Origin of the sequence: Salinicola acroporae, from assembly GCF_003206615.1 — a bacterium.
GTDB lineage: Bacteria > Pseudomonadota > Gammaproteobacteria > Pseudomonadales > Halomonadaceae > Salinicola > Salinicola acroporae.
Window position 1 is genome coordinate 86181 of the sequence record NZ_PZJW01000005.1, and the last position, 23731, is coordinate 109911.

The following is a 23731-nucleotide window of genomic DNA, read 5'->3' on the forward strand; positions in this document are numbered from 1 at the left end:
GGCGCCTGGCCGCTTGCGACGACTGCCTCTCAGCGCGCCGTCCACCCCAGGTCGATGGCCCAATCCGCACCGGTGACGGCAGAGGCCTGATCTGAGACGAGGTAGGCCACGACGCTGGCGACTTCCTGCGGCTCGATGAGTCGCTTGATGGCGGCCCCACTCAGCATGATCTTCTCGATGACCTCCGACTCATCCATCCGATTGAGCGTCGCCTGATCTGCGATCTGGCGCTCCACCAGCGGCGTGCGCACGTAGGCCGGGCAGATCGCATTGGCAGTGATGCCATGCTCGCCGCCTTCCAGCGCGGCAGTTCGTGTCAGGCCAATGAGCCCATGCTTGGCGCTGACATAGGCCGATTTTCCCGGGGATGCCACGTTGGCATGGATGGAGGCGATATTGATGATCCGCCCCCACGCCTTTTCGCGCATATGCGGCCACGCGGCCTGGGTCAGCAGAAATGGCGCGGTCAACATCAGATCGATGATCTTGCGCCACTTGTCCGGCGGAAAGTGCTCGATATCGGCGACATGCTGGATGCCGGCGTTGTTGACGAGGATATCGACGCCGCCGAGACGTTCTACCGCCACATCGATCACCCGGGCGCACTGCTCACCCTCGGTGAGATCGGCTTCGAGAAAGGTGGCACCCACGGCTTCCGCCACGGCCTTGCCTGCGGGATTGGCGTCAACGGCCATCACGCGAATGCCCTGGGCCGCAAGATTTTCCACTACCGCACGCCCGATACCGCTGGTCGTGCCGGTCACTACCGCCACTCGAGAACGTTCACTCATGCCGTCGCTCCTGTCTTGGAAGAGGGATTCCCTGAAGACGCAGTCTGGAACAGTCAGAGGACGAGGGGTATCCGTCGAAAGCCTTGAGCCAGTCGAGCAGCATGAGGTCACCAGGCTGTCGAGGCGCGCCCGAACCGGCAATCGCCGCCCCAGGCGCTAAGCGCTGTCTGGAAAGTCGACGAGCGAAGGCCAGAGTCAGGCCCGTTCCCGACGGGCCAACGCAATTCCCACATCCTTGGGGATCGCAAGGCGGGATCGGTGACAAATCGTCGGGATTGACGATTTGGGCAGTTCCAGCTACGCGAAGCGCGAGTGACCGGGATATCGCGGGTCCCAGGCGGAGTTTACGCGGTGTCAACGAGCATGTGACTCGCTCCGCTCGCTTTTCGGGGCGTCCCACGGCCGTTCTCGACGTCGTTCAGCGAGCCGACTCTAACGCCGTGGGCGAGCGCAGACAGCTTTCAGACACTGCCTGATCATCAGCGCCGCCCCGTGTCTCAACGCGGATAGCGCTGCGTGGCCTCCCGGGTCAGGCGCGTGATGCCAGCCCAGTCCTCCCGGTCGATGAGCGACTTCGGCGCCATCCAGGAACCGCCGATGCACATCACGTTGGGCAGCGCGAGATAGTCGCCGGCGTTGTCCACCGTCACCCCACCGGTCGGACAGAACAGCGCCTCAGGCAACGGGCCGCCAAAGGATTTGAGCGCCTTGGCGCCACCGTTGGCTTCCGCCGGGAAGAACTTGAAGCGGCGATAGCCGTATTCCCACCCCGTGACGACCTCGGAAACCGTGGCCACACCGGGCAACAGCGGTATGCTGCTGGTAGTGCCGTGCTCGAACAGGGCTGGCGTCGTGCCGGGCGTGACGACGAAATCGACACCGAGCTCCTCGCAGATGCGATATTGATCGATGCTCAGTACCGTGCCGGCACCCACCGTCACGTCGGGCAGTTGCTGGCGAATGCGCTTGATGGCGTCGACCGCACAGTCGGTGCGCAAGGTGATCTCGAGCACGTCGAGCCCGCCGTCGACCAGCGCCTGCGCCAGCGGTACGGCATGTTCGAGGCGCTCGATGACCAGCACCGGAATGATCGCCGTGGACCGGCAGATCGCATCGAGGCGATCGGTCTGGGAAATCGGCAGTTGTGATTCGGATCGCATATTGGAATGGCTCCTTTGATGGGTACCCGGCCCTCGGGCGGGCGGGGGCGGGCGGGGGCGGCGCGTCAGGGCGCCCAGTAGAGGGTAAGCGGGCAGGTCAGGAAGGCACGGATCGGCAGTTCGCGAACATCGTCACCGCTGAGTGCCTGGGCCAGCACCGCCTTCTTGGCGTCGCCGACCAGATGCAGCGCGTGGCGACGCGCATCATGAAGCCGGGCCGCGCTCAGGGTGATGCGAGGCTGCGAGACGCTGGGCGCCCGCACGGCCACGACGCTGTCATCCGTGCTCAATGCCAGCGAGAGCTCGCCGCTGTCCGGAAACAGCGAGGCGGTGTGACCGTCGTTGCCCATGCCGAGCACCACCAGGCTGGCCGGCCATGGTAGCGTGGCCAGACGGGCGGCGACCGTCGCCGCGCCCTGCTCCGGCGTAGGATCGGAGGTGATCAGCGAGTGAAAGGTCGCCGCCGCGGCCCGCCCGGTCAGCAGCGTCTCCCGGACCAGCCGCGCGTTGCTGTCGACGTGATCCTCGTGCACCCAGCGCTCGTCGGCGAGGGTGACATCGACCCGCGACCACGCCACCGGCTGTTCGGCCAGCCGTCGCAGGAACGGCAGCGGGGTGGAACCGCCGGAGACGACCAGCAGCGCGCGCGGCTGGCTGGCCAGGTCCTCGGTCAATGCCTGGGCGGCGGCGGCGGCCAGTTGCGCGCCGATCTGCTCGCGGGCGTTCTCAGTAATCTTCATACCAGGAACGACCATCCTGCGTGATCATCGCAATGGAGGCCACGGGCCCCCAGGATCCGGCCGGATAGCGACGCGGCGGGATATCCCGCTTCTCCCAGCCGGCGATCAACTGATCGACCCACTTCCAGGCGTACTCGACCTCGTCGCGACGGACGAACAGGTACTGCTGCCCTTTCATCACCTCGAGCAGCAGACGCTCGTAGGCATCCGGAATCCGCTCCTTGGGAAAGGCGTGGTTGAAGTCCAGGTGTAGCGGACCGGGGCGCAGTCGCATGCCCTTGTCGAGGCCGCCATCCTTGGTCAACACCTGCAGCGCGATGCCTTCCTCCGGCTGGAGACGGATCACCAGCTTGTTGGCGGCAAGGTTGCGCTGATCCGGATCGAAGATGTAGTGCGGCTGCTGGCGGAAGTGGATGACGATCTGCGACAGCTTTTCCGGCATGCGCTTGCCGGTTCGCAGATAGAACGGCACGCCGGCCCAGCGCCAGTTGGCGACCTCCAGACGCATGGCGACGAAGGTTTCGGTGGTGCTGGAGGTGTTGGCGTCCTCCTCCTCCAGGTACCCCGGGACGCTCTCGCCTTCCATGGTGCCGGCAACATACTGCCCACGGACCACGTGCCGGTTGAGATCCTCGCCCTCCAGCGGCTTGAGCGCCTTGAGCACCTTGACCTTCTCGTCACGGATGGCGTCCGCATCGAGATTGGCAGGCGGGTCCATGGCGAGCATGGTCAGCAATTGCAGGAGATGGTTTTGAACCATGTCGCGCAGTTGGCCAGCCTTGTCGAAATAGCCCCAGCGACCTTCGATACCGACCTGTTCGGCCACGGTGATCTCGACGTGGGAGATCTGGCTCTGCTTCCACTGGTTGCCGAACATCGGGTTGGCGAAACGCAGTGCGATCAGGTTCTGGACCGTCTCCTTGCCCAGGTAGTGGTCCATGCGGTAGATCCGCGACTCGGGGAAGACCGCGCCGATGGCGTCGTTGATCTCGTGGGAGGAGTGGAGATCGTAGCCGATCGGCTTCTCGACCACGACCCGCGACTCGCTATCGAGGCTGCCGCTCTCCTGGAGATTGGCACAGATCGCCCCGTAGATGCTGGCGGGGACCGCCAGATAGATGGTCAGCGGGCACTGGGAGTCCGGGCTCTCGGCGTGCCAGTCCCGAATCTTCTCGTAGCCGTCGACGGTGTCGAAATCGAGTTGGGTGTAATCGAGCCGAGCCAGGAACCGGTCCAGACAGGTCTGCTCGAGCTCCTTGGCCTTGACCCGCTTCTTGAGCATTCCCAGCACCACGCTGCGGAAACTGTCGGCGTCGTGCTCACGCCGGGCCAGCCCCAGAATCCGGGTCTCGGCCCCCAACAGGCCATCGCGATCCAGATGATAGAGCGCCGGGTAAAGCTTGCGTAGCGCCAGGTCGCCGAGCGCACCGAACAGAGCCAAATCCACGTTGGGCGTTGCCTCTCGAGTCATTGCCTCCCTCCACCAGAGTCGTTAATTTACGAATAAAATACGCCATGCGACTGGCTTTTGACATGCAACTTCGTAACTAAAATACCTCCGCCAGACCATTATATCGTGCCCAGCCTTCAGCGAGCGCCTGCGACCTCGACGCTCGCCGCTTGGCGCTGATGTCGCCAGAGGCTAGGATGCAGGGCCTGTATGACGAATCAATCATCATTCCGCCGTTAGGAGATGCCCCGCAACCATGGCAATGCACGATCTCATCGCCCGCATTCGTTCGCGGGTCGACGACCTGAATCGCTCGGAACGCAAGGTCGCCGACGTCATCCTCCAGGACCCCAATGCGGCGATTGGCATGAGCATAGCCACTCTGGCACAGGCTGCCACGGTGAGCGAACCCACGGTCAACCGCTTCTGTCGCAATTTCGAGACCAAGGGCTACCCGGACTTCAAGATCCAGTTGGCGCAAAGCCTGGCCGGCGGCACCCCTTACGTCAGCCGCAGCGTCGAAAGCGACGACGACGCCGCCGCCTATACCGACAAGATCATCGGCGCAACCATCGCGGCGCTGGACGAGATCCGTCGCGGCGTCGATCCCAAGCGCATCGAACGCGTCGTCGACCATCTCTCCCAGGCGCGTCAGATTCATTTCTTCGCGCTGGGCGCATCGGCGCCGGCGGCATTCGATGCCCAGAACAAGTTCTTCCGCTTCAATCTGCCGGTCGGCGCCTACAACGACGTGCTGATGCAGCGGATGATCGCCGCGGCGTCGCACACCGGCGACGTCATCGTCGTCATCTCCTACACGGGCCGGACCCGCGACCTGGTCGAGGTCGCTCAGGTGGCCCGCGAAAGCGGTGCCCTGGTCATCGGCATCACTCGCGACGGATCGCCACTGGCCAGCGTCTGCACCGACATCCTCCCGGTCGACCTGCCGGAGGACACCGAAGTCTACATGCCGATGAGTTCGCGCATGATTCACATGGCGCTGATCGACGTGCTGGCGACGGGCGTGACGCTGCGCCGAGGCGAGTCCTTCCTGCCACACCTCAGGACCATCAAGGAAAGCCTGCGTCCAACCAAGTTCCCGCCGAAGGAGGGATGACGCCAGCCACTGTTGCGACCTCGAAGGATCGGTCATTTCCTACGACCACGGCGGTTTAATCCCGGTGCCGCAATGCGGTTATCATGTGCGTCTTCTCACTCACCCGAGGTCGCTGCTCATGCGCTGGATGTTCGCCCTGGTCCTGACAATGGTCTGCTCGGCCGCCAATGCCGCCGACACCTTCCGCTTCACCGCCATTCCGGACGAGGACCAGTCACGCCTGGTCGAGCGCTTCTCCAAGGTCGCCGACTATCTCTCGGACAAGCTCGGGGTCGAGGTCGAGTACGTTCCCGTCACCTCCTACGGCGCCGCGGTCACCGCCTTTCGCAACGACCAGGTGCAGCTGGCGTGGTTCGGGGGACTGTCGGGCGTGCAGGCCCGGCAACTGGTACCGGGCTCGAAAGCCATCGCCCAGGGCGCGGAGGACGCGGAATTCCGCAGCTATTTCATCGCCAACACCGCAACCGGTATCGAGCCGAACCAGGAGAAGCTTCCCGACTCGGTCGCCGGGCACTCGTTCACCTTCGGCGCCAAGACATCGACGTCGGGCCGCTTGATGCCGGAGCACTTCCTCCGCCAGCGCTTCGACGAAGCCCCCGACCAGCTCTTCTCCCGCGTCGGTTTCTCCGGCGACCACACCCGTACCATCGCGCTGGTCGAGTCCGGCACCTACGACATCGGCGCCGTGAACTTCACCGTATGGGAAGCCGCCGTCGAGGATGGCCGCGTCGACACCAGCAAGGTCGAAGTGATCTGGGAATCACCGACCTACCCGGACTACCAATGGACCCTGCGTGGCGACGCCGACGAGCGTTACGGCGAGGGATTCACCCAGAAGGTGCAGCAGGCACTGCTCGACATGACCGACCCGGCCCTGCTGGAGAGCTTTCCTCGTTCGGGCTTCATTCCGGCCAGCAACGACGATTACGCCCCGATCGAAGCGGTAGGGAAATCCATCGGCCTGCTGCGCTGACAACGATGTCGTTACTGGAGCTGGACAGGGTCGACCTGGGCCACGGAACGCAAGTCGTGCTGCCCGGTCTGTCGTTGACCTTTGAATCCGGCGAGCGCGTGGCCCTGCTGGGCCAGAGCGGTGCCGGCAAATCCACGCTGCTGGCCGAGATCCGGCGCCGGCTGGACAGCGCTGCCGCCTGGTGCCCGCAGGGTCACGGCCTGGTGCCGCTGCTTGCGGTCTATCACAACGTCTATATGGGACGTCTGGAGCGGCACGGGGCACTGACCAACCTGATCAATCTTCTGAAGCCCCGGCGCGAGGCCTGGAAGGAGATCGAGCACCTGGTTCGTGAGCTGGGCCTGGAAGGCCTGCTTCGACGCCCGGTGGCGCAGCTTTCCGGCGGCCAGCGCCAGCGAGTGGCGATCGCCAGGGCCTTGTACCAGCAGCGCAACGTCTTTCTCGGTGACGAGCCGCTGGCCAGCGTCGACCCCCACCAGGCGCGACGGCTGCTGGAGTGTATCCAGGCGCGCCATGCAACCTGCATCATCGCACTGCATCAGCACCGGCTGGCGCTCGATCACTTCGATCGAGTCATTGGGCTGCGGGACGGTCAGGTGGTGCTGGATGCCCCCACCCGCGAGCTGACACTGGCGCGCCTCGACGCCCTCTACCCGGATGCCGGGCCACCGCACCACGAGGCCGGAGTCGCCGCATCGACATGACGCCAGCCCCCGGCCTGCTGCGGGGACGCAGCCCCGGCCTGACGCTGGCGCGTCGCTCGCTGGCGCTGATACTCCTGTGCCTGCTACTGCTGCCCCTCGCCGACCTGCGGATCATTGCGGTCGACCCGTGGGGCGAGCTGTGGCGGATGGCCGTGGGTTTCGCCTGGCCCGATTTCATGTCGCTGGAGAGCCCGCTGCGCGCCATCGCCCTGACCGTCAGTGTTGCACTGTGGGGCACCTTCATCGGCGCGATACTCGGCTTCCCGCTGGCGCTGCTGTTTCATCGCTCGAGACTGGTGCGGAGCTTCTGCGCGTTCGTTCGCGCCATTCACGAGCTGTTCTGGGCACTGCTGTTTCTCCAGGTCTTCGGCCTGTCTGCGGTCACCGCTCTTGCCGCGCTGGCCATTCCCTATGCCGGCATCTTCGCCAAGGTCTACGCGGAGATTCTGGAGCTTACGCCTAGAGCGCCGGGTGACGCCCTGCCCAGCGGGGTCGATCGGTTGTCGCGCTTCCTCTATGCCGAACTCCCGCTGGTCTGGGAGCGACTCGCCAGCTACACCCGCTACCGGTTCGAGTGCGCCATGCGCGCCAGCGTGCTGCTCGGTTTCGTCGGCCTGCCGACGCTCGGGTTCTATCTGGAGAGCGCCTTCCGCGAGGGACGGTTCGGCGAGGCTGGCGCGCTACTCTGGATCTTCTACGCGCTCGTCGCCACCTTGCACTGGTGGGGGCATCGCCGCCTGCTGGTGCCACTGCTGGTCGGCGCCTTGTTCTTCCTCGGCCCGTGGCCGGATGTGGATGGCGAGCTGCTGTGGCGTTTCGTCAGCCACGACCTGTGGCCGTCTCCGTTGCTGGAGGGAAACCTGCCGGGGCTGGGCGCCTGGCTGGCCGGGCTACCTGAACTGCTGCCAGCGATCGGCAACACGCTGCTGCTGGCGCTCATGGGCACCGTCGGCAGCCTGCTACTGGCGCTGGCGCTGTGGCCGCTGGCCAGCCGACATTTCGGTCGTCCCTGGCAGGGATTCGGCGGTCGGATGTTGCTGGTCGTCATGCGTTCGACGCCGGAACTGATGCTGGCCTTTATCCTGCTGCTGATGCTGGGGCCATCGATGCTGCCGGCATGGCTGGCACTCGCCCTGCACAACGGAGCCCTGATCGCGTTCCTGGTCGCGCGCCACGCCGACGGCCTGACCCTTGGCATGCCCAACCTGCCGGCATCCGGGCGTTACGCCTACGAACTGCTGCCCCGCCTCTACCCCAATTTGCTGGCACTGGTCTGCTACCGCGCGGAGGTCATCATGCGGGAGACCGCCTTGCTCGGGATGCTGGGCGTCGCGACCCAGGGTTTCTACATCGACTCCGCCTTTCAGTACCTGATGTTCGATCAGGCCTTTTTCCTGCTGCTGGTCACCGCCGCGCTCAACATCGCCATCGACGCCATCTCCCGCCGCTTCCGGCCTCGCGAGGTGCCGCTGGACGATCCGTGTAGCCGCTAGTCTATCCAGGCTCAACGACGAGCTTCGATCAGGTGACGCGTGGAATGCGCCACGAAGGGTTTGCCTTGGCGCATATCCGAGTCCAGCTGGCGCAAGAGATGCCTGTATCGGCTCACGGAGAAATCCGGCACCCACCAGACGCATTTCCGCAGGATCCAGATGACCGCGCCCACGTCGTGAAATACCATGCGGCAGCGCGCCGTGCGCAGATCGGTCACGGTCAAACCCGCCGCCTCGGCACTCCTCGCCTCCTGCCCAGGATCCCGCTTGCGTCGCTCGAGCGGGAGGGGACCCAGAAAATATTCGATGAGTTCGAAAGCGGACGCCGGGCCAACGTGTTGGGCAAAGTAGTATCCGCCAGGCCGGAGCACCCGATAGATTTCCTCCCACTTCGGGGCCACCGGATGACGCGATGTCACCAACTCGAACACCCCATCACGAAATGGCAATCCAGCCTCGTCCGAGACCTCCACCACTTGAACCCCACGCCTGGCAAGGCGGGCATGTGCTTTCAGCGCGTTGGGGCGCCAGGATTCGGTGGCGACCATGACCGGCGGCAAGACTTTCGCCTCGTCCAGCACCTCGCCACCTCCGGTATCGAGATCCAGCGCAGAGCGAACCGCCGCCAGCCGCAGGGCCATCATCCCAGCGTATCCCCACGGTGGACGCTCCTCGCTCGCACGCCCACTCAACCATTCAAAGCCCCAGCCCGCAGTGTCGGCAGCCTCCGCCTCTGTCACGAGCGCATCGAAAGACAACATCTTCTCACTCACCTCTTCTTCCACGACCGAGCGGGATGCTCATGGCGCGAGCGCACGCCCCCATCCTGGCGATCGAGTCTGGCACAGGACACTGCGATTACCCCTCGACACGGGTTTCCCGGCGCGGACGTGGGCGCGGCAGAGGATGATATCGCCCTTCAGGGGTTCGGTGCGAAAGGTCTCGATCCTCGAATCATGGCAAGTTGTCAAAATTCGTCCAACGTCACGTCCAACTCTTGGCTCAGCCCTTCTCGATTTCGCTGTGAAGGTTCAATATCCGACTGCCGTCTTCCTGCTTGATCGGATATGCCGGATTCCGCTCACTTGCCTTGTGGGCTACCTTGCCGCCCAGGGGCCCGCGTGTCACCGATTCACGACATTTCCCCGTCACCTGCCCTCTGGCCCAGTGGCGGTCCTACGTCAATTTCACACACTCGCGTCACCTGAAATCCGACAGGGGAACCTCCCTGAGTCCGCATAAAATACAACTCTTGTACAAGATTTAGGTTTATGCCAATCTCCGTTTGTCGGCATGGATAGCCGACATGGAATCAGCAGGGATTGTTGAGGCCACCCCGGCATGGAGTGCTCCTATGATCGCCGTCCGGCCAGGATTGCCGGACGGCGAGACCAAGGAAGGCAATGGCGAAGTTCCCGGATGATTCGTCGATCCCGCAATCGAGTCGAAGCGCTACCCGGTAAACCCCGGAACATCATGATCGAGGCAGGCGCTTCCGATAGCGGCCAGGTTAACGCGGCGCGCTTTTTACCTCCCGCACACGTCGAGACTTAACCTGCATCAAGTCTTTCATCAGAGCGCGGCGGTAGGCTTGTCGAGCCTGAGGGATCGTCCTCCCGAGGGTGCGCCGGACTCCGGTTCGGCGCTTCGACGCTCCCACCGGGATGGCGACCACCCTCCTCGGAATCCACAAAGCTTGCACTGCGCAGGCCCGGTTTTCCGTTATGATGCGTAGAATTGTTACGATACGGACCGTTAGAAGAACGTCATGACGGATCTTTACCTACAGGATTGGCGAGCCTGGACGCCTCACCGCGAGGCCGACGGGGAGTCTCGACTCGATACCCAGGACAAACCTGCCGGCAAGGCCGTTCCCGCGATGCTACGTCGTCGCCTCAACCTGATCGGGCGAGCCGTCTGCGACATGCTCGCCGCGCTGGACCCCGAGACGAACCGCATCGTGCTGCACGCCTCGCGCCATGGCGATGGTGAGCGCACGCTGGAAATGCTGTACGGCCTCAATGAAGGCGACCCCCTTTCCCCGGCGCGGTTTGGCCTGTCGGTTCACAACGCTACGGCCGGCGTCTACTCCATCGCCAGTGGCAACCGGTGCAGCCAGCAGGCGATAGCTGCCAGCGGCAGCGAGTGGGCAGCACTGATCGCGGAGGCCCACGGCTACCTCGCCGATGGCCAGTCGAGCCTGCTGCTCGTCTTCAGCGACCAGCCCGTTCCCCAGCGATTCGCCGCGTACGCCCCCGCGTCGCTCTCCGCTGCCGTCACCCTTCAGGTCGGCAGCCAGCCAGTTGGAGACGCCCAGCGCCTGGTCGAGACGATGAATCCGGCAGGCGACTCCCCCTTGCAGCCCCTGGACATCATCGACTGGCTGATGGGCAATCGCCGACGAATCGCGTGCCCCATCAGCCGACGCGGTTGGCAACTCGAGCCGGTTCGGTCATGATCCGCCCCCCGCGACAACCAGTTTTGGCGACGGGATGACCGCCGCAACCGGCCGGCAAGCTACCGGCAACGCGCCCGACATCACGGCCGGGCGCCAGTAATCGATAACGAACGAGTCACAAGGACGATCAAGACCGATGACCACGACGGCGCTGGAACAAGAACTCAAGGAGATGATCATCGAGACCCTGGAGCTCGAGGACGTCACACCGGAAGACATCGATCCCAACGAACCGCTGTTCGTCGAAGGCCTGGGCCTCGACTCCATCGACGCCCTGGAACTAGGCCTTGCGCTACAGAAGCGCTATGGCATCACGCTGGAATCCGAGGCGGAGTCCTCCCGCCAGCATTTCGCCAACCTGAAGAGTTTGGCGGCTCTGGTCGAATCGCGTCGCCAGAAATGACAGTGGCGGCGCCCTCGTGATCTCGTCGATTCCCACCCACGGTCGCAGCCGGCTTCTCTGGCTGGCAGTAGGCATCATCGGCCTTGTCTGGCCCCTGGTGGTGCACTGGCTATTGCCGCACTACGGTGCCTGGCCACTGCTGATGGTGCTGGCCGCCGCTGCCTGGTGGCGACTGCCGCCGACGCAACGGCGCTGGGGATGGGGTCTCGTGCCGCTGGTTGTCCTGCTGATGGCGACCGGTAGCGCAGAGCTCGGCCTGCGACTATGGCCGGTCGTGGTCAATGTCGCCCTGCTGCTGGTCTTTTCCCATGGCCTGCGTCATCCGCCGACGCTGATCGAACGGTTCGCTCGCCGCCAGGAGCCCGATCTGCCGCCCCACGCCGTGCGCTACACCCGGCGGGTGACCCAGGCCTGGTGTGTCTTTTTCTCCCTCAACGGTGCCGTTGCCCTGTTCACCGCGATTTTCGCCAACTTCGAGGTCTGGGCCTGGTACAACGGCGGCATCGTCTACGGCCTGATGCTGGCCATGTTTTTGGGGGAGTGGTGCTTGCGCCAGCGGGTCAAAAGGCGAGCGGAAGCGACCCTGCAATCGCAACACAAGGCGTCCCATGACGTTTCGTAGACTCGCCGACCGGCCATGGCGTGACCGCGCGACAACGGACACCATCGCCTGGCTTCCGCCGGAAGCGGATACGCCATCGCGCTGGTTGACCGCGACCGAATGGCATGCGCGTATCGGGGCATGGCAACAGCGCCTGCTTGAGACGCCCAACACCAGTGGATGCTGGCGCCTGTTCGAGCCGGACCCGATCGAATTCAGTGCCGCCATGATCGCGATCTGGGAACGCGGCGATCGCGTCGTGCTTCCGGCGGACAATCAACCCATGACGCTGTCGGCGCTGGATGAGGCGGGCGTGGCGCTGGGGCCGACCGAGCCGGGGTCCGAGAGCGACCGGGCGGGAAGCCCCCCTGACCACCCACCCCAGTGGCACTCACGCCCGCTACCCGATATCGCCGTCTCGCTCTACACGTCCGGCTCCAGCGGCGAGCCACAGCGGCTGGACAAACGTTTCGACCAGTTGGATGCCGAACTCGCCACCCAAGCCTCGCTCTGGCCGCTGTCGGGCCGACTGGTCGTCAGCCAGGTCAGTCACCAGCACATTTACGGCCTGCTGTTCTCGATCCTGCGCCCGCTATGCGAGAACAGCCCCTTCTCGGCCCGGGCCTGTCGTTATCCGGAAACCCTCTACACCTGGTTGCAGCACTGCCAGGCGACCGGCAAGCGGATGATTCTCGTCAGTGCGCCACCGGCGCTATCCCGACTCCCGGAAGCGCTCGACTGGGAGCCGGTCAGCGCGGCGCTGGCAACGATCTATAGCTCGGGGGCACCGCTGTCCAAGGACGCCAGTGACCGGGTCCACGAACGTCTCGGCCATCCCGTTCACGAGGTTTACGGCAGTTCCGAGACCGGCGGCATCGCTTGGCGCGTCCAGCAGCACGCCGCCGACTGGTCCGCGCTGCCCGGCGTCGAGGTGAGCCACGACGAAGACCATCGTCTATGGCTGCGCTCGCGTCACCTGGAGATCCCGGACCAGTGGCAACGTCAGGCCGACCTTATCGCGCGGACGCCGCAGGGCTTCGAACTGCTGGGGCGCGCCGACCGGATCGTCAAGATCGGTGGCAAACGGATCTCGCTGACGGCCATGGACCAGGCCCTGAGCGCGCTCCCCGGCGTCGAGCGGGCACAGACCCTGACGTTGCAACGCCGCGACCTTCGCCTCGCCGCCATCGTCCAGCTCTCGCCGAACGAGATCCCCCACGATCATCGCCACCATCGCGACACGGTGAAGCGGCTGCGCCGGGAACTCGCCGCCCATTTCGAAACGCCGGTGTTACCTCGCTACTGGCGCTTCGTCGCCCCCTGGCCGACCAATAGTCAGGGCAAGTTGAGCGCGGAGATCCGGCAGCACCTGTTTCTCGATCTCGAGGACCGACGCGCGCCGCGCTGGCTGGGTGAACGACTTCACGAGAACGGCTGGCAGGTCACGCTGGAGGTCCCGGAGCATTGTGCCTACGTAGACGGCCACTTCGACGGCCAGCCGGTACTGCCCGGCATTGCCCTGGTGCACTGGGCAATGCAGCAGGCGCGCCGCCTGTTCACGTTGAGTGGCGAGTTCGAGAGCCTCGAGCGGCTGCGATTCCCCCAGCCGCTACTGCCCGGCGACCGCTTCGAAATGACCCTCGACTACCGTCGGGGCGACGGGACCGAGAGCTTGCGCCTCGAATGCGAGAGCCAGCGCGGGAAACATGTGACGGGACGGGTCGCCCTGATCCATCGGCAAGCGCGGGAGAGTTGAAGAATGTCGCAAGAGAACAGCGCCCGCATCGCGGTCCTGGTGCCGGTCTACAATCACGCCCAGGCGGTCGGCCAGACGCTGGCGCGACTGGAGCTGCTGCAGTTGCCTGTCATCCTGGTCGATGACGGCAGCGACGCGCACTGTGCGGGGGTGCTGGACGCCCTGGCCGAAGCCGAGACGGTAGACCTGGTCAGACTGCCCGCCAACCGGGGCAAGGGCGCGGCGATTCGGGCGGGCCTGGCGAGAGCTGTCGAGCGCGAATTCACCCACGTGCTGCAGGTGGACGCGGATGGCCAGCACGAAGCAGCAGACCTGCCGCCCTTCGTCGACGGACTTCGTGCCGACGACGAGGTCCTGCGGCTCGGCTACCCGCGATTCGATGCCAGCGTGCCCCGGCACCGCTTCTACTCCCGCTACATCACCCATTCGCTGGTTTGGCTGGCGACGCTGTCGTTCGAGCTTCGCGACACCATGTGCGGGGTCAAGCTCTACCCCGTCGCCGCCGTCAACCGGCTGGTTGCCGAGCACGCCTGCGGCGATCGCATGGAGTTCGACAGCGAGCTTCCGGTACGCTGGTACTGGCAGGGCGGGCGCGTCGCCAACCTGCCCGTCCGTGTCCGCTACCCTCTCGACGGCGTCTCCCATTTCCAGCTGTGGCGGGACAACGTACTGCTCGCCCGCATGCATCTGCGCCTGGTACTCGGCATGCTCAGGCGCCTTCCCGCTCTCTTGAGCCGCCGCCAGGAACGACTCTCATGACACCGATCAGCAGCAATCCCAATCACTGGTCGAGAATTCGCGAGACCGGTACTGCCGGCGGGGTCCGCGCCATGGTCTGGATCCGACGCAAGCTGGGACGGCTACCGTTCCAGTTCATGCTGCTGCTGGTGATCGTCTACTACTATATTGCCCACGGCCTTCATCGGCGCGCCTCCCATACCTACCTTACCCGGCTGTGGCGTCACCGCTACGGCCAGCCGCCCAGCCATCCGACCTGGTTGAGTCTGCGCCACTTCCGCAGTTTCGGGCAGAGCCTGATGGACAAGATCGATGCCTGGAGCGGCATCCCACCGGCGCTCAGCTTCGAGGGCGATACGCGGGAGCGATTTCGCCGGGCGGTCGAAAGTGGCCGTGGCGGCATCATGCTCGTCTCCCATGTCGGCAACATGGAGATCTGCACCGCCATGAGCGACATGCAGGAAGACTTCCGCGCGACCCTGCTGATGCACACACGCAACGCGCAGCAGTTCGACGAGGTCCTGGCGCGCTCGACCCACCGCGAGAACCCGCCCGAGATCATCGAGGTCAGCGAGATCACGCCGTCGACGGCGATGAAGCTGGGGCGCCGGATCGCGGAAGGCGGGTTCGTGGTGATCGCCGCGGATCGTGTCCCGATCAGCGATAGCGGACGCGCCCGCACGCTCCCCTTTCTGGGCCATCCGGCGCGTTTCCCAGAGGGCCCGTTCTGGCTGGCGAGCCTACTGCGCTGCCCGGTCTACACCATCGGCTGCTTTCGCGAAGCCACCAGCTACCGCATCGACTTCGACCACTTCGACGATACCAGCGCGTTGAGGCGGCGAGATCGGGCGGCATGGATAGAGGGAGCCATGGGGCGCTACGTCGACTGGCTGACACGACAGTGCGAAAAGACCCCATTGCAGTGGTTCAACTTCTTCCCCTTCTGGCTCGACTGCGAAGACGCCCACGCCGCAAAGCCCGATCATGAGGACGAGCGCCCCGTCACCTGACCGGGCGATTCCAGACACGCGATATCCTGAGGACCCGACCATGCCGTTTCGTCGATGGTGGATCACACTGCTGCTGCTGGTGCCGCTGAGCGCCCAGGCCTTCGATCTGGGCGACCTGCAACGGCGGCTCGCCGCCACGCCCTCGCTGGCGGGCAGTTTCGAGCAGCAGCGCGAACTGGCGGACCTCGACAGCTCGCTCTCCAGCCAGGGCACGTTCCTGTTCGAGCGCGGCAAGCGCGTCGTCTGGCAACTCGAGAAACCGGTCGAGGAGCGGATCGAACTGACACCGCAGGCAATAACCGATGGCAGCGGCGAGAACGCCCCCCCCGGTGGCGAGCAGGTCGCCCAGCTGTTCCTGCAGTTGCTGGAAGGCGACTGGCAGGCGCTGGAGTCCCGCTTCACGCTGGCGCTATCCGGAGACCAGGATGACTGGCAGGTCGCCCTGACCCCGAGAGAGGCCGCGCTGCGCGAGCGCATCGCCGAGATCACGCTGCGGGGTTCCGATACCATCGATCATCTCGACATGCGCACCCCCGACGGCGACCGGCTGAAGGTCCGGCTATTCGACCAGCACCCGCTGAACGATTCATGACCGGCAGGCACTACCGTCGGCTCGGCTGGCTCTGGCTCGCAGTGCTGGCGCTCTGCGCGATCTGGCTGGGCTGGATGCTGCGTCAGGGTCTGCCTGCCGATACCGATCTCACCGCCCTGCTGCCGGCCGACCGGCAGGCGCCGCTGATTGAGAAGGCGGACCGCGAGTTGGGGCGCGGTTTCGAGAATCGCTTCCTGCTGCTGCTCGCTGATGACGACCGCGTAGCGACGACGCAGGCGCTGGGCCAGTCGTTGCAGCGGCTGGTCGACGAGGGCCAACTGGCCGGCATCGACTGGCGCGAGCTCGATCTGGCCGACGCCGATCCGCATGGCTGGATGGGGCAGTGGCGCTATCGCCTGCTGACGCCGCAGTGGCAACGGGCCATCGATACCGACGGCGGCAGCGCTTTGGTCGAACCGGCGCTGCGCCGACTGTTCTCGCCGACGGCGCGACCAGAGCCCGTCGCCGACCCCTTCGGACTGCTCGATGCCTGGCTGTCACGCCTGCCACGCAGCCCGATCGGTGCCGCCGACGGTCTGTTGACGCTGGATGCCGAGGGCCGGCAATGGAGCGTGCTGATCGGTGAGTTGACGGGGTCCCCCTATGAGCTGCCGATGCAGAATGCCCTGCATGCCACGCTCGAACGGTTTCAACAGCGGCATCCCGATGCCGAACTGTTGCGCTCCGGCCTGGTGTTCCACGCCGCCGCCGGCGCCCGTCAGGCAAAGCGGGAGATGTCCACCATCGGCGCCGCCTCCCTGCTCGGGGTCGTGCTGATCATCGGTTTCGTATTTCGCTCTCCCCGGGTGCTGCTGCAACTGATGGTGCCCCTGGTGGCCGGTTCGCTGTTCGCGCTGACGTTGACACTGGGCATTTTCGGCCGCCTGCACCTGCTGACCCTGGCGTTCGGTGCCAGCCTGATCGGTATCGCCGTCGACTATGTGCTGCACCTGCAGTGCGATCGCGTCATCGACGGCAGGCAATTCCGGCTTCGTCGGCTGATGCCGAGCCTGACCCTTGGCCTGGTCTCGAGTGTCATCGCCTATGTGGCCCAGGCCCTGACCCCGATGCCGGGATTACGCCAAATGGCAGCGTTCGCCGCCTTCGGGCTGATTGGCGCCTGGCTCACCGTGGTACTGTGGCTGCCCCGCTTCACGCTCCACGCCAGCCCTTTCACCGCCAGCCTGGCGACACGCTGGTGGCGGCTATGCCAGCCGCGCTGGCGACTGTCGCCGTGGCTCGCCCTGGCCGGCGCACTGGTGCTGGTGACCATCTGCGCCCTGCGCCTGACCAGCGATGACAGTCTGGAACTGCTCAATCCCTCACCGGCGGCACTGATGCACGACGAGCAGCGCGTCCAACAGCTGCTCGACCGCGACACCGGCAGCCGCTATTTCCTCGTTCAGGCCTCGGATACCCAGGCGCTGCTGGCCCGGCTCGAAACATTGGACGGAGCTCTCGACCGAGCCATCGCCGACGGGCTCCGGATCGAGTACCAGTCGCTGGCCGGCTCGGTCCCGACGATGACCGAACAGCAGGCCAACCTGGCCCGGGTACGCAAGCTTTATGGCCCCCCGCTGGACGCACTGGTCGAGCGGGCCGGCTTGCCGGCGAACGTCGCCGACCAGGCGCGAGCACGCCTGGACCAGGCGCCACCATTGACCCTGACCGAATGGCTCGAGACCCCTATCGGCTCGCTCCAGCAGCGACTGTGGCTGGGCGAGACGGGTGACGGCGAGGTGGCCGCCACCGTGGTGATCTCCGGCGAGCGTGATGACCGCACCAGCGCGGCCCTGGCAACCCTCGCCGACACGTTGCCGAAAGTGAAGTATGTCGATCGCGTCAGTCGCATCGGCGGCCTGCTCGGCGAGCTCCGCCGCCACACCGCCATCTGGGTGATAACGGCCATGGCGTTGATGACGCTGGCACTCCTTTGGCGTTATCGACGTCACGCCTGGCGTGTCGTGGTACCGCCCTTCGGCGCTACGCTCATCGTGTTGACCGCCTTCGCCGTTGGCGGCGTCCCACTCAATATCTTCAACCAATTGGGCCTGCTGCTGATCTTGGGAATCGGGCTGGATGCCGGTATCTTCAACGTGGAGCATGCTCGCAAGCCGGCTGCATGGCTGGCGATCACGCTATCGACGCTCACCAGCCTGCTGGCTTTCGGCATGCTGGCCTTCAGCGCCACACCCGCGCTGCACTATCTCGGCCTGACCTGCCTGATCGGCCTGGCCAGCGTTTGGGCACTGGTCCCGTGGGTACGCCCGGGACCTGGCCATTCAACGACATCACCACGGGAGAGCGAACATGTCTGAAGCCGACCACGAGGTCATCGTGATTGGCGCCGGCCCCGCCGGTGCCGCGATCGCGGCACAGCTGGCCGCCCGCGGCCATCGCGTCCTGGTGGTCGAGCGCAGCCATTTTCCGCGCTTTTCCATCGGCGAGAGTCTGCTGCCGCAGTGCATGAGCCATCTCGAAGAGGCCGGCCTCCTCGAGGCCGTCCAGGCAGCCGGCTATCAACCCAAGAACGGCGCCGCGTTTACCCGCGGCGGCGAGAGCACGGCGATCGACTTCCGCGAGAAGTTCACGCCGGGCTGGGGCACGACCTTCCAGGTCGAGCGCGCCGACTTCGACCACCGGCTGATCGAGGCTGCCCGCGCGAAAGGCGCGAAGGTCGAATTCGGCGCCACCGTCACCGCCTTCCGCGCCGACCCCGATCGACCCGAGGTCGATGTCGTCGATGAATCCGGCAACGCCAGCACGCTGACCGCCCGCTTCGTCGTCGACGCCAGCGGCTACGGGCGTGTACTGGCACGGCTCGAGGATCTCGAGCGCGATGCCCGCCAGATTCCCCGCACCGCGCTGTTCACCCATGTCGAAGCCTGCCCGGTCGAGCCGAGCCATGATCGCGAGAAGATCCTCATCGGCGTTCATCCCGACGATGCCGGTATCTGGTACTGGCTGATCCCCTTCCGCGACCAGCGCGCTTCGGTGGGCGTGGTCGGCCAGACGGCGAGAATAGATGCCTACGGCCACTCGCCCGAGACACGCTGGCAGGCGCTGATCGACGCCGAACCCCGTTTCCGCCAGCTCCTGGAGGGTGCGCGGTCGACCCGTCCGGTCGGCGAGCTCCGCGGGTATTCCGCCGATGTCACCCGCCTGCATGGCGCCGGTCATGTGCTGCTGGGCAACGCTGGCGAGTTCCTTGACCCGGTGTTCTCTTCCGGTGTCACCATTGCGCTGAAATCCGCGAGCCTGGCGGCACCGCTGGTGGATCGCCAACTGGCCGGCGAGACGATCGACTGGCAGGGCCAGTTCGAGCAGCCGCTGCGCGCGGGCGTCGAGACATTTCGCGCCTTCGTCGATGCGTGGTACGACGGCCGACTCCAGACGATCATCTTCCACGCCGACGCGCCCCGCGACATCAAGGAGCGCATCAGCGCCATTCTGGCCGGCTACGCCTGGGACCGTCGCAACCCGTTCGCCACCGACTCGGCCCGGCATATCGATACGCTGGCCGCCATCTGCGAGAGCCAGGCAGCATCGAGGGCGCCGGGACCAGGGACGGCCAATGCGCGTCAGCCGGATCCTGGCCCGTCGCCGGAGACCGAACGATGAGGCGCGTTTTTCCCCTGCTGCCACTGTGCCTGGCGTTCGCCCTGTCCGCCTGCAGCTTGAGTCCGCCGGTGTCGCCGCCGCCACCGCTGGCCGCCGCCACCACGACCGACACGCTGAAGAGCCGGCTCACCTTCGAACCGGATGAAGGCGAAGCCCGGACCTTGATCGCGTTCATCCGGATCGAGCCGGAGCGGCTGCGTGCGGTGCTGGTGACGCCCTACGGCCAGCGCCTGACGACGCTGGTTCGCGACGCCGACGGCGCCCGCTTCGAGGCTGGCGATGCGCCGGGCGAACCCCCGCTGCCGATACCGCCAGAATGGCTGGCGTCCCGTCTGGAGTGGAGCCTGTGGCCTCTCGATGCCTTGCACGAGGCCTTCGCGGGAAGCGCATGGCAGGTCGTCGACGGCGCGGCGAGTCGCGACATCACCTATCGGGGGCGATTGATCGCCCGCATCACGCCGGTGCCGGCGCGCGATCGCGCCGAGACAATGATGCTGGACGACCGCCAGGGCCACTACCGCTTGACGATCGCCCCGATGCAGGAGAACGATGATTCATGAGTGCTTCTTCTTGCCGCTTGTCCCGACCCGGCGTGGTCTGCTCGCTGGGCGACGATCTGGACACGATCGGCCGCGCCCTGTTCTCGGGCCAGCGCGGCCTGACCACCAGCGATACCTACACCCCTGGCCGTCCGCTGGCGTTGGGACAGGTCGCCTGTGAACTCCCCGACGACAGCCACTGGCCCAAGGACCATCGCAGCCGCAACAACCGGCTGCTGGCGCTCGCCCTGGCTCGCCTGGGCGACGAACTGGAAGCCCTGTTATCCACGGTGCCGGGCGACCGGATCGGGGTGGTCGTCGGCAGCAGCACGTCGGGCATCGGTGAAACCGAATTGGCATTGGCGAAGAGCGGCCGAGAGGGGCCTCTGCCGGAGGATTTCGCCTATGCGCGTCAGGAGCTGGGAGCGCCGGCGCGCTTCCTCGCGGAGCGTCTGGGCATCACCGGCCCCTGCTACACCCTGTCGACGGCCTGCAGCTCCAGCGCCAGAGCACTGGCCAGCGCCAGGCGCCTGCTCAAGAGTGGCCAGTGCGATGCGGTGATCGCCGGCGGTGCCGATAGCCTGTGTCGTCTCACGGTCAATGGATTCCTGAGCCTGGAAGCCGTCAGCGACAATCCCTGTCAGCCCTTCTCCCGGCATCGCGACGGGATCAATCTCGGCGAAGCGGCGGCTCTTTTCGTGGTGACGCCCGAGAGCGGCGGCGTCCAGCTCGCCGGCGTTGGCGAGAGCGTCGACGCTCACCACATCTCCGCACCTCGCCCGGATGGCAGTGGCGCAGCGGAAGCGATGCGCCAGGCACTGGCGATGGCCGGGCTCGACGCGTCCGAGATCGACTATCTCAACCTGCACGGCACCGGCACGGCGCTCAACGACAGCATGGAGGCCGCGGCCGTGACGACGCTGTTTCCCTCCCCGCCGGCCTGCAGTTCGACCAAGGGGTTGACGGGACACACGCTTGGCGCCGCAGGGGCCCTGGAAGCCGCTTTCTGCTGGCTGGCACTCACCCAGGGACGGTTACCGGAACATCGTTTCGACGGCACCTACGATCCGGAGCTTCCTCCGCTCCCCCTGGTGACGACCGGTGTAGCACCAGAACACCGGCTGCGCCGGGCACTGAGCAACAGCTTCGCCTTCGGCGGCAACAATGCCAGCCTGCTACTGACGCTGGACCATCCAACCGAATGACGAGACGCGAAGACGGAGAGCGATTGCCATCTTGAATCCATCCATTGCGGCTAGCCTGCCCTGCGCCGTCGAGCCCTTGATACCGCACGCCAGGCGCATGTGCCTGCTGACCCGGCTGATCGCCGCCAGCGACGATGGCGCCACCGCCGAGACGTGGACGCGGCACGACGACCTGTTCGCCGAGACCGACGGCATCCCCGCCTGGGTCGGGGTCGAATGGCTGGCCCAGACCGTTGCCGCCTGGGCCGGCTTCCGGGCATTCGGTTCGACCGAGGCCGCGGCACCCGGGCTGCTGCTCGGGGCCAAGCGTTACCGGGCCCGGGTCCCTGTCTTCGCCTTCGATCAGCGAATTCAGGTAACGATCACCGTCGACTTCGTCGCCGACAACGGCGTTACCCAGGTCAGCGGCGAATTGCGCCGGACCGAGACCGGCGAACTGCCGCTGGCTCACGGCAGCCTGACGCTCTACCGGCCCGATTCGATGCCGACACTGGGCGACGCCTGATCTCCCGACTCCCTCATTTGCCGCTTTGCTACCGAGGTTTCATGGAACAACAACATCCCGAGACGATTCTGGTCACCGGCGCCAATCGCGGCATCGGCAAGGCGATCGCCATGCGCCTGGCTCGCGACGGATTCGACCTGGTTCTGCACTGCCGCCGCCCAGGCGACGATATCGAGGGGGTCCGGGCCGGCATCGAAGCCGAGGGCCGCCGCGCCCGCGTGATCCATTTCGACGTGACCGCGCGGGAGACGGTCCAGGCCGTGCTGGAGGCGGACATCACCGAGCACGGCTGCTATTACGGCGTGATCTGCAACGCTGGCATCACCGCGGATCGGCCTTTCCCGGCACTGGCGGGCGAGGACTGGGACAGCGTGCTGCGGACCAACCTCGACGGTTTCTACAATGTCCTGCATCCGCTGGTCATGCCGATGATCCAGCGTCGCCAACCCGGTCGTATCGTGGCGCTCTCTTCAATGTCGGGATTGACGGGCAATCGAGGCCAGGTCAACTACAGCGCCGCCAAGGCGGGGATCATCGGCGCCAGCAAGGCGCTCGCCGTCGAGCTGGCCAAGCGCCGGATCACGGTCAATTGCGTTGCACCGGGCTGGATCGAGACCGAGATGACCGAAGCGCTACCGAAGGAGGAAGTTCGCAAGCTGATCCCCATGCAGCGCACCGGATCGGTCGAAGAGGTCGCCGGCACCGTCAGCTTCCTGTGCTCGCGGGATGCCGGCTACATTACCCGCCAGGTGATCCCGGTGAATGGCGGCATGATCTAAGCGCGCCTGGACCACTACTTTAGCGCATGCTCAAGAAACAGCCGTCCAGTGCCGATAAAACGTCGTGGCGGCAATGACTCCCCCTGATTGGACATCGGCATGAAATCCGGCATTTCCATCGCCCTGATCATCATCGTGCTACTGGCGCTGGCCGCTGGCGGCGTGCTGGCCAGCGAACTTCGCTGGCCACTGCCGGCCGAAGCGCTGGCGCCGCTGGGCATCTATCTGCTGACCCTGGTGCTGGCGGGTTGGCTCTGCGTGCAGTTGGTGGTTCTGGTCAGAGGACTGACCCGCCAGCAGCAGGCGCTGATCGAAAGCCAGGACGCGGTCCGTCGCCAGTTGGAAGCGGCGGAGCTGTCGCAGTTGATGGGGCAGTTCGTGCAGCACGCCGAAGCGCTGCTAGACAAGGAGAGCCTGGACCCCAACAAACGCAGCGTGATGCGCTGTCTGGCGATCGATGCGCTGCGCGGCAACAGTGGCCGCGGCGACGTCAATTACACCCGCCTGGCAAGGCTCTTCGAATGGCTCGATGCCGAGGCCGAACGACACCAGAAAGACACTCACCGGCTACAGCTGATGCTGCCCACGCTGATGCAGTACGCCGAGATCGCCTGGCAACTGTGCCAGGTCGGCGAGAGCCAGGCGGACCGGCTGTCGCGCTTTCTCCAACACCAGCCGGCACCGCCATCCCGCGACGACGCCTGATCGACGCGCTACTTGATCGCGACCGTCAGGGTGATCTCCACCCGCAACGCCTGGGCCGGCATCGGTGCCGTGATGCAGGTACGCGCTGGTGCATGCCCCTCGGGGACCCAGGCATCCCAGACCGCATTCATCGCCGCGAAGTCGTCCCCGTCAGCCAGATAGATGGTGGCGGACAGGAGATGCTCCCGATCCGAACCGACCTCTTCCAGTAGAGCCTCGACTCGGGAGAGCATGCTCAACGTCTGGGCGGTGATATCTCCATCACGGGCTTCGGGGCCCGCCACCTGGCCGCAGAGATAGGCGACGCCGTTGTGGATCACCGCTCGGCTCATGCGGGTCTGCGGATCGTGGCGCTGGATGGTCATGGAATCACTCCTGTCGGGCGGCGGGT

General features: G+C 65.6%; 24 protein-coding genes and 1 pseudogene. 18 read left to right on the plus strand and 7 right to left on the minus strand.

The features are described from left to right. Nucleotides 1-29: 29 nt before the first annotated feature. From DOM54_RS08470 to zwf, 4 genes are all read right to left on the minus strand, one after another. Entirely contained in the window at nucleotides 30-791 is a 762-nt protein-coding gene (locus tag DOM54_RS08470; protein ID WP_110715926.1) for a 3-hydroxybutyrate dehydrogenase, read from the minus strand. 497 nt (nucleotides 792-1288) lie between these two features. Then, nucleotides 1289-1951, minus strand: coding sequence for a bifunctional 4-hydroxy-2-oxoglutarate aldolase/2-dehydro-3-deoxy-phosphogluconate aldolase (locus DOM54_RS08475; RefSeq protein WP_110715927.1), 663 nt, complete (start codon nucleotides 1949-1951; stop codon nucleotides 1289-1291). 65 nt (nucleotides 1952-2016) lie between these two features. Next, nucleotides 2017-2691 (minus strand): 6-phosphogluconolactonase, encoded by a 675-nt coding sequence (pgl, locus tag DOM54_RS08480; RefSeq protein ID WP_110715928.1) that lies wholly within the window; start codon nucleotides 2689-2691, stop codon nucleotides 2017-2019. Further along, complete coding sequence (gene zwf, locus DOM54_RS08485) at nucleotides 2678-4162, minus strand: glucose-6-phosphate dehydrogenase (protein WP_110715929.1); 1485 nt, start codon at nucleotides 4160-4162, stop codon at nucleotides 2678-2680. Before zwf ends, pgl begins: the two co-directional genes overlap by 14 nt. Before the next feature lie 235 nt (nucleotides 4163-4397). Here zwf and hexR point away from each other — a divergent pair, with 235 nt between their 5' ends. From hexR to DOM54_RS08505, 4 genes are all read left to right on the plus strand, one after another. Further along, nucleotides 4398-5258 carry a transcriptional regulator HexR gene (hexR, locus tag DOM54_RS08490; RefSeq protein WP_110707670.1) on the plus strand — a complete coding sequence of 287 codons (861 nt, stop codon included), beginning with the start codon at nucleotides 4398-4400 and terminating at the stop codon, nucleotides 5256-5258. Between the two features lie 118 nt (nucleotides 5259-5376). Then, on the plus strand, nucleotides 5377-6231 hold the full coding sequence (locus DOM54_RS08495; protein WP_110715930.1) for a putative selenate ABC transporter substrate-binding protein: 855 nt from the start codon (nucleotides 5377-5379) through the stop codon (nucleotides 6229-6231). Between the two features lie 5 nt (nucleotides 6232-6236). Then, nucleotides 6237-6935 carry an ATP-binding cassette domain-containing protein gene (locus DOM54_RS08500; RefSeq protein ID WP_110715931.1) on the plus strand — a complete coding sequence of 233 codons (699 nt, stop codon included), beginning with the start codon at nucleotides 6237-6239 and terminating at the stop codon, nucleotides 6933-6935. Beyond that, the gene (locus DOM54_RS08505; RefSeq protein ID WP_110715932.1) at nucleotides 6932-8428 is read left to right on the plus strand and encodes a PhnE/PtxC family ABC transporter permease; all 1497 of its coding nucleotides are present in this window, start codon (nucleotides 6932-6934) and stop codon (nucleotides 8426-8428) included. Before DOM54_RS08500 ends, DOM54_RS08505 begins: the two co-directional genes overlap by 4 nt. An 11-nt stretch (nucleotides 8429-8439) precedes the next feature. Here DOM54_RS08505 and DOM54_RS08510 read toward each other — a convergent pair whose 3' ends face one another. Beyond that, the gene (locus DOM54_RS08510; protein ID WP_206019059.1) at nucleotides 8440-9201 is read right to left on the minus strand and encodes a methyltransferase domain-containing protein; all 762 of its coding nucleotides are present in this window, start codon (nucleotides 9199-9201) and stop codon (nucleotides 8440-8442) included. A gap of 229 nt (nucleotides 9202-9430) precedes the next feature. Then, a pseudogene (locus DOM54_RS20605) lies at nucleotides 9431-9586 on the minus strand (hypervirulence associated TUDOR domain-containing protein); the annotation flags it as partial. A 610-nt stretch (nucleotides 9587-10196) separates the two neighbouring features. Here DOM54_RS20605 and DOM54_RS08520 point away from each other — a divergent pair. The 14 genes from DOM54_RS08520 to DOM54_RS08585 all read left to right on the plus strand — a co-directional run bounded on the left by DOM54_RS08520 (nucleotide 10197) and on the right by DOM54_RS08585 (nucleotide 23340). After that, entirely contained in the window at nucleotides 10197-10886 is a 690-nt protein-coding gene (locus DOM54_RS08520) for a beta-ketoacyl synthase chain length factor (protein WP_110715933.1), read from the plus strand. Nucleotides 10887-11022: 136 nt separating this feature from the next. Further along, nucleotides 11023-11289: a phosphopantetheine-binding protein gene (locus DOM54_RS08525; RefSeq protein ID WP_110707676.1), complete on the plus strand. Its 267-nt coding sequence runs from the start codon at nucleotides 11023-11025 to the stop codon at nucleotides 11287-11289. A 16-nt stretch (nucleotides 11290-11305) separates the two neighbouring features. Beyond that, nucleotides 11306-11911, plus strand: a complete 606-nt coding sequence (locus DOM54_RS08530) for a COG4648 family protein (RefSeq protein WP_240613826.1) — start codon at nucleotides 11306-11308, stop codon at nucleotides 11909-11911. Next, a complete protein-coding gene (locus DOM54_RS08535) occupies nucleotides 11898-13646 on the plus strand; it encodes an ApeI family dehydratase (RefSeq protein WP_110715934.1) in 1749 nt (582 codons plus the stop codon). Before DOM54_RS08530 ends, DOM54_RS08535 begins: the two co-directional genes overlap by 14 nt. Before the next feature lie 3 nt (nucleotides 13647-13649). Further along, nucleotides 13650-14405, plus strand: a complete 756-nt coding sequence (locus DOM54_RS08540) for a glycosyltransferase family 2 protein (RefSeq protein WP_110715935.1) — start codon at nucleotides 13650-13652, stop codon at nucleotides 14403-14405. After that, nucleotides 14402-15394, plus strand: a complete 993-nt coding sequence (locus DOM54_RS08545; protein ID WP_110715936.1) for an LpxL/LpxP family acyltransferase — start codon at nucleotides 14402-14404, stop codon at nucleotides 15392-15394. The genes DOM54_RS08540 and DOM54_RS08545 overlap by 4 nt, the downstream gene beginning before the upstream one ends. A 40-nt stretch (nucleotides 15395-15434) precedes the next feature. Further along, nucleotides 15435-15986: a LolA family protein gene (locus DOM54_RS08550; protein WP_162619802.1), complete on the plus strand. Its 552-nt coding sequence runs from the start codon at nucleotides 15435-15437 to the stop codon at nucleotides 15984-15986. After that, nucleotides 15983-18304, plus strand: coding sequence for an MMPL family transporter (locus tag DOM54_RS08555; RefSeq protein ID WP_110715938.1), 2322 nt, complete (start codon nucleotides 15983-15985; stop codon nucleotides 18302-18304). Before DOM54_RS08550 ends, DOM54_RS08555 begins: the two co-directional genes overlap by 4 nt. Beyond that, entirely contained in the window at nucleotides 18297-19607 is a 1311-nt protein-coding gene (locus DOM54_RS08560; protein ID WP_110715939.1) for an NAD(P)/FAD-dependent oxidoreductase, read from the plus strand. The genes DOM54_RS08555 and DOM54_RS08560 overlap by 8 nt, the downstream gene beginning before the upstream one ends. Continuing rightward, nucleotides 19604-20167: a DUF3261 domain-containing protein gene (locus DOM54_RS08565; protein ID WP_110715940.1), complete on the plus strand. Its 564-nt coding sequence runs from the start codon at nucleotides 19604-19606 to the stop codon at nucleotides 20165-20167. Before DOM54_RS08560 ends, DOM54_RS08565 begins: the two co-directional genes overlap by 4 nt. Further along, nucleotides 20164-21351, plus strand: a complete 1188-nt coding sequence (locus tag DOM54_RS08570; protein ID WP_110715941.1) for a beta-ketoacyl-ACP synthase — start codon at nucleotides 20164-20166, stop codon at nucleotides 21349-21351. Before DOM54_RS08565 ends, DOM54_RS08570 begins: the two co-directional genes overlap by 4 nt. Nucleotides 21352-21382: 31 nt before the next feature. Continuing rightward, on the plus strand, nucleotides 21383-21856 hold the full coding sequence (locus DOM54_RS08575; RefSeq protein ID WP_162619803.1) for a hotdog family protein: 474 nt from the start codon (nucleotides 21383-21385) through the stop codon (nucleotides 21854-21856). Nucleotides 21857-21897: 41 nt separating this feature from the next. Beyond that, the gene (fabG, locus tag DOM54_RS08580) at nucleotides 21898-22635 is read left to right on the plus strand and encodes a 3-oxoacyl-ACP reductase FabG (protein ID WP_110715943.1); all 738 of its coding nucleotides are present in this window, start codon (nucleotides 21898-21900) and stop codon (nucleotides 22633-22635) included. Nucleotides 22636-22734: 99 nt separating this feature from the next. Further along, nucleotides 22735-23340 (plus strand): hypothetical protein, encoded by a 606-nt coding sequence (locus DOM54_RS08585; protein ID WP_162619804.1) that lies wholly within the window; start codon nucleotides 22735-22737, stop codon nucleotides 23338-23340. Between the two features lie 8 nt (nucleotides 23341-23348). Here DOM54_RS08585 and DOM54_RS08590 read toward each other — a convergent pair whose 3' ends face one another. Then, nucleotides 23349-23705 carry a RidA family protein gene (locus DOM54_RS08590; protein ID WP_110715945.1) on the minus strand — a complete coding sequence of 119 codons (357 nt, stop codon included), beginning with the start codon at nucleotides 23703-23705 and terminating at the stop codon, nucleotides 23349-23351. Between the last annotated feature and the right edge of the window lie 26 nt (nucleotides 23706-23731).